Annotated in this window: 10 protein-coding genes; 5 read left to right on the top strand and 5 right to left on the bottom strand. The window is 33.4% G+C overall.

All coding sequences use genetic code 11. The features are described 5' to 3' along the window. Positions 1–127: 127 nt before the first annotated feature. From VKY41_RS00180 to VKY41_RS00165, 4 genes are read left to right on the top strand one after another with little or no spacing between them, the layout of a single operon-like run. Complete coding sequence (locus tag VKY41_RS00180) at positions 128–2,083, top strand: PKD domain-containing protein (protein ID WP_500812412.1); 1,956 nt, start codon at positions 128–130, stop codon at positions 2,081–2,083. A 31-nt stretch (positions 2,084–2,114) separates the two neighbouring features. After that, positions 2,115–4,679, top strand: coding sequence for a CHAT domain-containing protein (locus VKY41_RS00175; protein ID WP_500812411.1), 2,565 nt, complete (start codon positions 2,115–2,117; stop codon positions 4,677–4,679). 2 nt (positions 4,680–4,681) lie between these two features. Continuing rightward, a complete protein-coding gene (locus VKY41_RS00170; RefSeq protein ID WP_500812410.1) occupies positions 4,682–5,137 on the top strand; it encodes a retropepsin-like aspartic protease in 456 nt (151 codons plus the stop codon). A 42-nt stretch (positions 5,138–5,179) separates the two neighbouring features. Next, positions 5,180–5,806, top strand: coding sequence for a response regulator transcription factor (locus VKY41_RS00165; RefSeq protein WP_500812409.1), 627 nt, complete (start codon positions 5,180–5,182; stop codon positions 5,804–5,806). A gap of 783 nt (positions 5,807–6,589) precedes the next feature. On the opposite strand, the gene odhB is transcribed toward VKY41_RS00165, so the two are convergent. The 3 genes from odhB to VKY41_RS00150 form a co-directional block, all read right to left on the bottom strand. Continuing rightward, entirely contained in the window at positions 6,590–7,807 is a 1,218-nt protein-coding gene (gene odhB / locus VKY41_RS00160) for a 2-oxoglutarate dehydrogenase complex dihydrolipoyllysine-residue succinyltransferase (RefSeq protein WP_500812408.1), read from the bottom strand. Positions 7,808–7,935: 128 nt separating this feature from the next. Further along, positions 7,936–8,148: a hypothetical protein gene (locus VKY41_RS00155; RefSeq protein ID WP_500812407.1), complete on the bottom strand. Its 213-nt coding sequence runs from the start codon at positions 8,146–8,148 to the stop codon at positions 7,936–7,938. Next, complete coding sequence (locus VKY41_RS00150; RefSeq protein WP_500812406.1) at positions 8,149–10,911, bottom strand: 2-oxoglutarate dehydrogenase E1 component; 2,763 nt, start codon at positions 10,909–10,911, stop codon at positions 8,149–8,151. Positions 10,912–11,027: 116 nt separating this feature from the next. Here VKY41_RS00150 and VKY41_RS00145 point away from each other — a divergent pair, with 116 nt between their 5' ends. Continuing rightward, on the top strand, positions 11,028–11,570 hold the full coding sequence (locus tag VKY41_RS00145; protein ID WP_500812405.1) for an alpha-ketoglutarate decarboxylase: 543 nt from the start codon (positions 11,028–11,030) through the stop codon (positions 11,568–11,570). Positions 11,571–11,595: 25 nt separating this feature from the next. Here VKY41_RS00145 and VKY41_RS00140 read toward each other — a convergent pair whose 3' ends face one another. Together VKY41_RS00140 and VKY41_RS00135 are read right to left on the bottom strand one after the other, a co-directional pair. Then, positions 11,596–11,946: a hypothetical protein gene (locus VKY41_RS00140; RefSeq protein WP_500812404.1), complete on the bottom strand. Its 351-nt coding sequence runs from the start codon at positions 11,944–11,946 to the stop codon at positions 11,596–11,598. A gap of 24 nt (positions 11,947–11,970) precedes the next feature. Next, positions 11,971–12,945 carry a polyprenyl synthetase family protein gene (locus VKY41_RS00135; RefSeq protein ID WP_500812403.1) on the bottom strand — a complete coding sequence of 325 codons (975 nt, stop codon included), beginning with the start codon at positions 12,943–12,945 and terminating at the stop codon, positions 11,971–11,973. Positions 12,946–12,983 lie beyond the last annotated feature (38 nt).

Below are 12,983 nucleotides of genomic sequence, written 5' to 3'. Positions count from 1 at the left end.
TCTGTAGTTACAGAAACCGAACTCATACTACAAATTAATAATCTGCCTTAATTTAACCTTGAGAAAAGCGATGGTTGTAATGACCATCGCTTTTTGTATTTTAGCAAGGACCTAATTGTTCAAAATCATGAGAACCTATTTAATTTTTTCATTCTTTTGCTGTAGTTTTCAATGGCTTTTAGCTCAAAAAATCTCATCTCAAGATTCAATTTCTCGCGTAGCAACAATTAAACATCAAGTTGACGGAGCCGCTATTCAGTTCTTTCCAGACGCTCCACCATTAGAACAAATTGCCGGAGCACCAAAAGCTTTCTATTCTTATTATTGGGAGTTTGATGATGGCAGTTTTAGTAAAGAAGAAAACCCGAAACACCAATACAAAACACCTGGTAATTACGAAGTAAAACTTTGGGCTACCAATAATTACGACACGGGAAAACCTCCTAGTTCTAGACCCAAAAAAATTACGGTTAGTAAAACCGATCCCTCGTTAAAAGATGAAGCTTCCATGAATGAGGATTTCATACTTCAACGTAATAGAGAACCTATGCCAAATGAGGAAATGATCTTAATTGTTAGTTATAAAAACTATTTAAACTACAAAACAAACGGTAAACTTTTCCTCTTCTATAACGAACAAAAATATAAGGCCAACAATTTTAATGTTGAAGACATTAGAGCCTACAATAATGAAAAACATTTATCTAAAACCGATTTTGTTTACACTAATATTATAGACGATTCCAATTATACACTATTAGCATCACTGAATAACGATTTACTTAGTTTAAAAGGAAAACCACAGGATTCTACCATTAAAACCAACCTACCCTTAACTTTAGAATCATCAAAAGCATACTATAAAAATTACGAGGAATTTGAGATTAACAACATGGAACCTAACGAAGAACGAAATTTGTTTTTCACCTTAAGAACCCCTCCTGAAATGCTTAAAGATACGAGCGCCATAATTTCTGTCCGAGGCGTGTACGTACCCGATGTTAATTACGACAATCATAAAGTAAAAGACATGGAAATGGAAATAGTAACTTCTCATGACCCAAATAAAATGTCTACCAATAGCACCTTTATGAACTATAGATTGGTTCGCTTTAAAACCTTAAAGTATAAAATTAAATTTCAAAACAATGGCGAAGGTCCTGCAAGAACCATTCGTTTGGAAACCGATATCCCAGACATGTTAGACAAGTCGACCATAGTGGTTACCGACATGTATCCTAAATGCGAAATTTGTCCAAAAGAAGAAGTTAAATACAGTTGCCTAGATACCACCTTTACAGATACTCAAGCTATTTTTACTTTTAAAAACATTTATTTACCAGGCAGTGAACAAAAAAATGTAAAAGAGTATGATTCTACCAAAGGCTTTGTAAAATACAACATCAAATTTGCTAAAGATTTTCACAAACAAAAAACCAAAAGTCGAACAGCTATTATATTTGATAAAAATGAACCCATCATTACCAATTATTCTACAACTAGATTTATGCCTGGAATTTCTATTGGAGCAAAAGCAGGTTATAATTTATTCTCAGACTTGAATAGATCCGAAAGTTATTTTTTAGGAGCAACCATTTCACCCTATAAATCGTATCGCTGGTATTGGCAAATAGAATTACTAAACAGCTTTCATAAGTACAAAGGCAAAACAAAAATTGAAGAAACTTTAGTTTCCGGACCTCAAGGATTTCAGTTTGTTCAACGTACTACAACCAACACCAGTTATAAAAACATTGATTGGGAAATACCCATACTTATGCGCTACAACCTCAACAATTACATAGGCCTAGGAACTGGTTTCCAAGGCATGTTTTCTATTAGTGAAAAACAACAACAAGAGGTGTTAATTGAACAGTTTGAAGGAGACAGGGATGGTATGTTAATGAACAGTGCTGAATCCAGTAATGAATACTCCAATACATTTACCAACTTTAGAACCGGCTTACTGTTTGAGGCTACGGTGGGTTTTGCTCGTATAGGACCAAGTCTTGGTGCACGTTATGTACTTAATTTTAAAGAGGATTATAATTATTTACAATTGTATGCTATATGGAAATTCTAAATTTTAAAAACTCCTTTTGCAGTTCTTTCTCATGAAAAAACACCTATTTCTATTACTTCTCTGTATTGGAAATTTTGCTTTTTCGCAGAATTTAGAAGAAACTATTTATACGGCTACCGAAAAATTTATTGCAAACAAAACCCTTCAAACCCTAGAAACATTAAGCCAACAAGAAACATTATTTAAAACTCAAATCTCAACGAAGGAGGAACAATTGGCTTTTATATTCTTATTATGTAACAAAGGCTATTATTTAAAAGATTTAAACAGATTCCAAACGGCTATAAAAGCTTATGAAACAGCATGGACGTATTATAACGAGAACCAAATTTCTAAAATTTCCAATTACGATATTATTGAATATTGCTTAAAACCTCTTGGAAACCTATACACCAAAACCAATAATTACACAGATGCTGAAAATATCATAAAACAGTACCTTTCCATAGCAAAAAAAACTAAAAACAATGAACAATACATAGCAGGAATCATCAACCTTTCTGTGTTGTATCAAACTCGAGGCATGCATCAGTCGGTGGTTGATTTAATTAATCAGAATCTAGAATTTTCAGGAATTGCTCCCAAGCAAAGAGAGAAATTATACACCCTAAAAACTTCTAGTTTAATTTCTTTAAACAGCTCAAAAGCCTACTTTATAGAGAATGATTTTAAACTTCCCGAGTCGAAAAACCAATACCGTAAACACCAACTAGAATATGAATTGGCCCTAAAACAAAAGGATTACAAAACAGCTTTAGTACATTTTAATAGGTCCCAGCTATTTCAAACTAAAGATTCACTTACAAAAAGAGAACTGGCAAAAAATTATTTAAAAAAAGCACAGTTACATTATTTACTGAACGATTTTGATAAAGCTAATACTGACTTACAAGAGGCTCTACATACCTTGCTTCCAAATTTAGAACAACCCGCCTTGCCTGACAAAACTTCTTTATATGCCGAAAATACCTTTATTGATATTTTCGACATCTTGGCAAGGTTACAATCTCACCCAGAAGTAGCCATTAAATATTACGATTTAAGTTTTTACGTGTCGGATTTATTAACTGAAAACTTGACCTCCCAAGAGTCCAAAATTGCCAATCAAGTAGATAATAGAATCAGGTCTGAACACTGCATTGAATTGCTTTTTAAAATTTATCAAGAAAACTCAGATCCCGAAATTTTCAATCGCGCATTAACCTATGCCGAAACACATAAAGCATCTGCTTTAAAAGATATTTTTAAAAAGAAATCTTTATTACAAAAACATCCTAACGATAGTCTTTTATTAAAGGAACAAAAACTTTTAAGATATCAAGAACGCTTAACAGAAACACTTATTAAAACACAATTAGGCTATCAAACAACAACAAACGACAGTCTTAACAAAGAGCTTCTAAACCTAAGTATCGATTTAAAAAATCTTCGAAATAAAATTGAAGTCGCATATCCTCAAGCTATAGACAGTATAAATGTTGAGGATGTTCAAAAAAAACTACTACAGGATAAGGCCAATCTAATTGTCTATTTTTATGGCAAGAATGCTATCTATCAGTTTATTGTTTCTCAAAAAAATACAAGCTTTTTAAGAATTAATTTAACTAGTGAAACAAAAAACAGTCTCATTAATTTCATTCATTTATTTGATGGACCTTCAGCTATTAACAACAACATCAAATTGTTTAGCAACCAAGCATATAACTTGTATAAACTACTAAATATAAATGAGGTTGCTACCGCAAAAAACCTCATCGTTATTCCGGATGGTTTATTAAATTTCATTCCTTTTGATGCCTTATTAACAGCACCAACTGAAACTAGTAATTTCATGGAAATGCCTTTTTTAGTAACCCAACAAACTATAGCTTACAATTCCAGTCTTACTTTCTATTTGGAAGCGCAGTCTAATTCAAAAAACACAGGTCTATTGGGTGTATTTCCTGTATTTGAAAACACGAATCAAGTCCTTAGTTATTCTGTAAACGAAGCCCAAACACTTAAGGACGAAACAAACGGTAATATTTTAATGCATGCCAAAGCAACAAAGAAAAACTTTATTGAATCGGCATCAAAATATGCCATTTTACATTTATCCACACACGCAACTGGTGGCGATTTCACAAATCCAGCCAGCATGGCTTTTTACGATGAACCCATGATGCTAAATGAGTTGTACAGTCTAAACCTCAACCCGAAGCTTGTAGTTTTAAGTGCTTGTGAAACGGGCATTGGTAAGCTTCAAAAAGGCGAAGGCGCTATGAGTATTGCTAGGGGATTTCAATATGCTGGAGCTAAAAACCTATTGTATTCCTTGTGGCAGATTAACGATGCCTCCACGGCCCAATTAATGAGCTTGTTTTACAAAAGTTATCAGAAAACTAGGTCGCCTTTTATGGCTAACAGACAATCCAAACTCAACTACTTAAATAGTAGTTCTATAAGTAATATAAAAAAGTCACCTTACTATTGGAGTGCCTTTGTTTACTATGGAAACCTAGATCCAGAAAGAAATTCAACGCCAATATTATATTATATTCTTATCGGCTTAGCTGCTTTAATTATTGTATTTTTATGGTACAAATACAAAAGGTAATTATGAGTGATGTTCAGAGTTTAGAGTTAAAAGACTTTCTTTTAAAAAAAGGTTACGCAAAAATCAAACTTAAGCTAACCAAAACCAATCATTTTGAGATAAAAGCCACCATTAATGGCGTTAAAGGTCTTTTTATTCTTGATACAGGAGCTTCAAGTTCTTGTGTAGGTTTTGATTCCCTTGAAACCTTTAAACTAGAAGCCAAGGACTCTGAAATAACAGCAGCTGGAGCTGGTGCTACAAATATGATCACTCAGATTTCTAAAAAAAATCAAATCAAAATAGGAAAATGGAAACAAGAAAAAGTTGCTCTTATTCTATTTAATCTAAGTCATGTTAATTCTGCTTTAATAAGCCACAATGCCCAACCTGTAGACGGTATTATTGGTGCAGATATATTAAAAAAAGCAAAAGGAATTATTGACTATGAAAAAAGGTACTTATACCTGAAATTATAATATTTTATTTTTATTAACCAAAGACTCGAATTAAACAACCCCATGCAATCATCCATTATTATTGCCGATGACCATCCTCTAATCCTGAAAGGCTTAAACGATTTCCTCTTAGAAAAAAAATACAACGTTATAGCCAGTGCTGTAAATGGAAAAGAGGCCTTTGAACTTATTGAAACCCACAAACCAGAGATAGCCATTCTTGACATACAAATGCCTTACCTATCAGGCCTAGAGATAGCAGCAAAATGCCAAGAAAAAAACTACGAGACTAAAATAATCCTAATCACTTTCGAAAAAGATGAGGCTATATACAAACAAGCAAAATCTTTAAGTATTTACGGTTATGTTTTAAAAGAGTTTGCCCTTGCTGAGATTGAACATTGTTTAGAAGCTGTATCAAAAGACATACCTTATTTTAGTCAAGAATTGCTTTCCTTTTTAGAAGTTGATGAAGCTCCAGAAGAAATTGCTAGCTTAACTCCTACTGAAATAGAAGTTTTAAAACACATCTCCGAAGATCTAACGGCAAAAGAAATTGGAGAAAAGATGTTTATATCTTTCCGAACAGTTGAAAAACATAAAAGCAATATAAATAAGAAACTTAATCTAACCCCTACAAAATATAGCCTCCTATTTTGGGCAAAGGAAAACAAGAACCATTTACTATGAAATATACGTAGTACTACGTATTGTATGCTCTGTTATTAATCCCGATATTTGTGTTGCTATTAATTAATTCTTAGGGAGAATTATGGAAGCTCTTGGTAATTTATTTTATCTAGAGCTTTCTTCGTATATAGAGATTTCATTAAACACCCATCCATTTAGTTGTTTTGGACAAGCCATGGCTTATATTATACCTATAGGTATAGCGTATGTATAGCGTATATTCTATATAGATAGTCCATACTTAAGCCATACCAACCTTATGCCATCCTTAGATTCTTTTCTTGAAAACAGCTTGATAGATCTAAATACCTCCTTTATTTTTTATTAAATTAAAGTTGGTTCCTTTTGCAATGGTCCTAAAACCCTCATAAAACCTAAGAATTCTTCTACAAAACCGAAGGCTAATTTAATGCAAACCACTCAATAACACATATTTAAACCAAAAATACGTAGTAGTACGTATTGTTTCACCTGTTTATAATTCTGATATTTGTGTAGCTATTAATCATATCTCTAAGGGATAACCAACAACAACTCTGTGTGATTAAAAGGATAGAGTTGTGTTTTCCCTTAAGGGTATCAACAAACCCTAAATTTTTACAACATGGAAAATGAATCTGAATCTATTAACAAATATGCAGTTATTGGATTAATAATTTTAATCATAACCGTTATTTCACTCAATATTATTGTTAGTTTCTTTTAATTAGTTATTTATTTTAAAAAAAAAAGCGCAATCGGTAGTACCGATCGCGCTTTTCACTTTTATTAGTTTCTTTATAACTATAGCTCTAAAGCTTTTTTAATGTCGTTATTCATTAATAACTCTGTAGGATTCTCTAGTGCTTCTTTTACAGCTACTAAAAACCCTACAGACTCCTTACCATCAATTATTCTATGATCGTAAGATAACGCTACAAACATAACTGGTCTAATCTCAACTTTGCCATTTATAGCCACTGGACGCTCAACAATGTTATGCATTCCTAAAATCCCACTTTGTGGAGGATTGATAATTGGAGTTGACAACATACTTCCAAATACTCCACCATTAGAAATAGTAAAAGTACCTCCAGTCATTTCGTCTACCGTAATTTGTCCATCACGTGCGCGTAGAGCCAAACGTTTCACTTCAGACTCAACACCTCTAAAAGTTAAGTTTTCAGCATTTCTAATTACTGGCACCATAAGTCCTTTTGGTCCTGACACAGCAATTGAAATATCTACAAAATCGTAAGTAATCATTTCGTTTCCATCTATCATTGAATTAACATCTGGATACATTTTTAACGCTCTTACAACAGCCAAGGTAAAGAAAGACATAAAGCCTAGTCCTACTCCGTGTTTGTTTTTAAAAGCTTCTTTATACTCATTACGTAAAGCAAAGATTGGTGACATATCTACCTCGTTAAAAGTAGTTAGCATGGCAGTCGTGTTTTTAGCTTCTACCAAACGTTCTGCTACCTTACGACGTAACATAGACATTCTACTTCTAGAAGATCCTCTGTTCCCTCCTGTTGGTGTTCCCATTGAAGGTACAGCTTTAACAGCATCGTCTTTAGTAACACGTCCATCTTTTCCGGTACCAGCAATAGTTGAGGCATCAATACCTTTTTCAGCTAAGATTTTTTTAGCAGCAGGACTTGCCGTACCAGTTGCATAAGTTGTTGTTTCAGCCGCAGCAACAGCAGGTTTTTCCTCTTTTTTAGGAGCTTCTGCTTTTACATCTTCTTTCTTTGGAGCTGAACCTCCTTCTGGTTTAGATGCACTTGTATCGATTAAACAAACAACAGCTCCAACAGCAACAGCATCACCTTCTTCAGCTTTTAGTGTAATAATTCCACTAGCTTCAGCTGGTAATTCTAATGTAGCTTTGTCGCTATCTACCTCAGCAATAGCTTGGTCTTTCTCTACATAATCTCCATCTTGCACTAACCAAGTTGCTATTTCTACTTCTGTAATTGACTCTCCTGGTGAAGGAACTTTCATTTCTAAAATCATAATTATAATTTTATTTGTAACCTATTTGCTTACGTTGTTTTTGTTCTATTTTTTTGCCCTTCTATTATGCATCATTTAAAGTATCGGACAGGAATCTTTAAATTGTTTATTCTACTTTAGACAACCTTCTAAAGTGTATTGTAAATATCTGAAAAATGTTTTTGTTTTTTAAAAGGCAATACCTTCTTCGTGTCGTAATTATATGTGCTAGACATAGCGTCGTAATTTTTGTCGTTATTAAACGATTGAAATTCTGAAGCCACTTTTTTATAGTTATCTTTTTCTAATGAAAAATCAGCTATCGATACAAGCAATAAAAAAACGAACAAACTTTTTTTCATTTAACGTTGATTGTTTTTAGTTTTATCAAAAACAAAATCTATCACTTCTTTATGTCGTTTTTTAGAACGTACTGCGCTTCCTGCAGCTGGAGCTCCATAAGGTCTTCTTGATGCAACTCTGAAGGTTTTAGTTTCTTCCAAGTGCATTAACATATGACTGTATGCTCCCATGTTTCTTGGTTCTTCTTGAGCCCAAACAACATCGTTGGCATTTTTATATTTCTTTAAAACAGCTTGAATATCTTCTACTGGTAATGGGAATAATTGCTCAATTCTTACCAAAGCAACATCATCTCTTCCAAGTTTTTCTTGTTCTTCAAGTAGATCGTAATAAAATTTACCAGTAACAAATACTAATGTTTTAACCTTATCTGCTTTAGCCTTTGCATCGTCAATCAACATTTGAAATTCACCATTTACAAATTCATCAACACTAGATACAACTAAAGGATGACGTAATAAACTTTTTGGAGTAAATATGATTAATGGTTTTCTAAAGTTAGATTTAACCTGTCTTCTTAATATATGGAACATATTTGCAGGAGTTGTACAGTCTGCAATAAACATATTGTCTTTCGCACAAAGTTGTAAATAACGCTCCATTCTTGCTGAAGAATGCTCTGCTCCTTGCCCTTCATAACCATGAGGTAATAACATAACCAATCCGTTTTGGATTTTCCATTTATCTTCGGCCGCCGAAATATATTGGTCAATCATAATTTGAGCTCCATTACTAAAGTCTCCAAATTGGGCTTCCCAAATAGTTAAAGTTTTAGGGCTTGCCATAGCATAACCATAATCAAAACCTACAACACCATATTCTGAAAGCAACGAGTTATAAATGTAAAATTTACCTTGCTTGTCACTAATAGAGTTGTGTAATATAATTTCTTCTTCGCTGTCTTCTACTTTTACTACCGCATGTCTGTGAGAGAAGGTTCCTCTTTCCACATCTTGACCAGAAATTCTAACATCAAATCCTTCTTCTAAGATAGATCCATAAGCTAAGTGTTCGGCCATTGCCCAATCTAACTTATCATCGTTAAACATATCCTGTCTAGATTCTATTAAACGAGATATTTTACGAATAAACTTTTTGTCTTTTGGTAAAGTTGAAAGAACTTTCGTAATTTTAGCTAAGCCTTCCTTAGGATACGTAGTGTCCACAGGTTTTAACATTTTATCTTCGTCTACCGTTAAGTAGTCTTCCCATTCATTTTGCATAAATGGAGTGATTACCGTTTTTTCTACTTTACGGGAGTCTTCTAAGTTTTCTTCTAGTAAATTTTTATAATCTTTTTCTAGCTTTTCAACATAACCATCAGTAATTACACCTTCCGCTAATAACTTCTTAGCATAGATATCTCTAGGGTTATCGTGTTTTGAAATAGCTTTATATAGTTTTGGTTGTGTAAAACGAGGTTCATCACCTTCGTTATGCCCGTATTTTCTATACCCTAATAAATCGATAAATACATCACGCTTAAATTTCATTCTAAAATGAAGCGCAAATAACATGGCGTGAACTACAGCTTCAGCATCGTCTGCATTAACATGTAAAACAGGTGACAAGGTTACCTTTGCAATATCAGTACAGTAAGTACTTGACCTAGCATCTAGATAATTAGTTGTAAACCCAATTTGGTTGTTTACTACCACATGAATGGTTCCATTAGTTTTGTAGCCATCCAACTGCGCCATTTGAACAATTTCGTACACCAACCCTTGTCCTGCAATTGCCGCATCTCCATGAACAATTATTGGTAATACCTGGGATGGATTATCTGCGTACTTATCGTCTTGTTTAGCTCTTGCTATTCCTTCTACTAACGCACCAACAGTTTCAAGATGCGATGGATTAGGAGCAATATTTAAATTTATCTTTTTACCGGAATTTGTTATTCTATCGCTCGTCCAACCTAAATGGTATTTTACGTCACCATCAAACACTTCCTGCTCGTAATCTTTACCATCAAACTCGCTAAAAATATCCTTGGCAGATTTACCAAAAATATTTGTTAGGGTACTTAAACGCCCTCTATGCGCCATTCCCATAACAAATTCTTTTACATCATAATCTGCAGCAGTTTCAATTAAAGCATCTAAGGCTGGAATTAAAGACTCCCCTCCTTCTAATGAAAATCGTTTTTGACCCACATATTTAGTATGTAAAAAAGTCTCGAAAGAAACAGCTTGATTTAATTTTTTAAGAATATATTTTTTCTGATCAGTTGTAAAGTTCGGATGATTGTCGTTAACGTTTAGTTTTTCTTGGAACCACTGTATTTCCTCTGGTTGTCTTATATACATGTATTCCACCCCAATGGAACTACAGTATATTTTTTCTAAGTGAGCAATTATCTCTTGTAGGGTTTTAGGGCCACCGGTTCCAATTACTTTACCTGCGTTAAATACAGTGTTTAAATCAGCTTCAGATAAACCAAAGTTTTCCAAAGCTAAAGTAGGCGCGTATTTTCTGCGGTCTCTTACAGGGTTTGTTCTGGTAAACAAATGCCCTCGCGTTCTATAACCATCAATAAGTTTTATAACCTGAAACTCCTTTGTAAGGCTTTCCGAAACATGATCGCAAGAAATTGGCTCTCCCGATTGCTCGAGATTACCAGAAGACTCGCTACCAAAATCGAAACCTTGGAAGAATGCTCTCCAACTAGGTTCAACGGAATCCGGGTTTTGTAAATATTGATCGTATAATTCAGCGAAGTAAGCTGTATGCGCTGCATTTAAAAAGGAATACTTGTCCATATAAAATGAAAAACTAAAGCGTTTAAACTAATATTTATACAAAAGTACAACATTTAGTAAAATTAGGAATGGTTTTATTACATTTATAAGGTAGTAATTTTAATGAAAATCTCAAAATGAAAAATCTAAAGTCTATTTTCAGAAATTATAGTCTATTCACCATTGCATTTTGCCTTTTTACATCTTATTTAATGGCACAGGAAAATACGTATAATCATAAAAGCGACTTTTGGGATCATGTACGTTTTGGAGGTGGCATTGGTTTAAGCTTTCAAAATAACTATTTTAGTGGAACTTTGTCGCCAAGTGCTATTTATCAATTCAACCCACAATTTGCTTTAGGGGTTGGACTAAGTGGAACTTATAACTCTAGAAAAGACTATTACAAATCTACTATTTTAGGCGGGAGTATTATTGGACTTTTTAACCCTATTAGAGAGATTCAAATCTCGGCAGAACTTGAAGAAAACAATGTAAACATTAACTGGGACAACAGAACCGGACTAACAAATGAAAACTACTGGTATACATCATTATTTTTAGGAGCGGGATACCGCACCAAACATGTAACAGTTGGAATTAGATATGATGTATTGTACGACAAGGAGAAAAGCACATATACCGATCCATGGATGCCTTTTATACGTGTATATTTTTAAAAATTTTGAATTAATATCGTAGCCCCTAACTATATTGATGTTTAAACCATACTTTTTGCCACTCTCTTTGTAGTAATAAAAAGGTAACCTGTTCTGAAAGTAAAAAAACATCACTTCCGTCCAATTGTTTAATTTTAGTTTCTGAAACATCTATAATGTATAGCAAATTTAAGTAATCCATAAATTTCTTTTGGATCAACTTATAAAGTGTTTCATGCAACATTAGTTTTAAACTAGATGGCAATACATCATCATCAAAACTTAAATCGACGTTAGCAGACAAGAAATCCTTATTCAGTTGTTGTACTAGTTTTTTATACAAATCAACTTGTTGAGAATAATCTAATATATCTTGTGTTGAACTAAGTTCTTTCATGATTACACCTTTTCTTAATAAAAACTACACTTCTCTACTCATTAACTCTTTCCCAAAAGCAATGAGTTCAAACTTTTTATGTTCAGGAACTTGTAGATTATCTAATACTAAAAAGGCTTTATTGGTGTAGTTTTCAATTTCTTTTTGTGTAGCTTCTGCTGAACCACTAGAAACAAAAATTTGCCTTGCAGTTTTAATTTTTTCAGAATGATCAGTTGTGGTTAAACTAAATAAGTGTAGTAACTCAGTTTTTTTATCTGGTTGCGCAAACTCTACGGCTTTTAAATACAAGTATGTTTTTTTGTTTTCTATAATATCGCCACCAACCTGTTTACCGAAGGTTTCTGGATTTCCGAACACATCTAAATAATCATCTTGTAATTGAAATGCAATACCTAGATTTCTACCAAACTCATAAATTATATCTTGATCTGCTTCTGAAGCTCCAGCAACGATAGCTCCCATTTTCATAGCTGCTCCAACTAGAACTGCTGTCTTATATTCAATCATTTTTAAATATTCTGGAATAGAAACATCGTCTCTTGTTTCAAAATCAACATCAAATTGCTGTCCTTCACAAACTTCTAAAGCTGTTTTGCTAAATAATTTTGCTAGAGCTTGAAATGTATTAGGGTCGTAAGTTTCGAATAACTGATAAGCTAGAATTAACATAGCATCCCCAGAGAGAATCCCTGTATTTAAATCCCATTTTTCATGAACCGTTTCCCTACCTCTTCTTAATGGTGCGTCGTCCATAATGTCGTCGTGCACCAAAGAAAAATTATGAAACATTTCTATACTTAAAGCAGCATTCAAAGCTGCTTTATACGATCCGTTAAAAATCTCTGCCGACATTAAAGTCAATACCGGACGTAAACGCTTACCTCCTAATTGGAGAATATAGTTTATTGGATTGTAAAGAGACTCTGGTTGTCTTTTCTTCGTAAAACCGTCTAAATATGAAGTAAAAACTTCTTGATAAAATGATACTTGTTGCATCGAACAAAAATAGTGTAAATGCAGTTACTTAACCAATA

Source organism: Xanthomarina sp., from assembly GCF_035306605.1.
Lineage (GTDB): Bacteria > Bacteroidota > Bacteroidia > Flavobacteriales > Flavobacteriaceae > Xanthomarina.
This window is presented reverse-complemented; position numbering and strand designations above follow the sequence as displayed.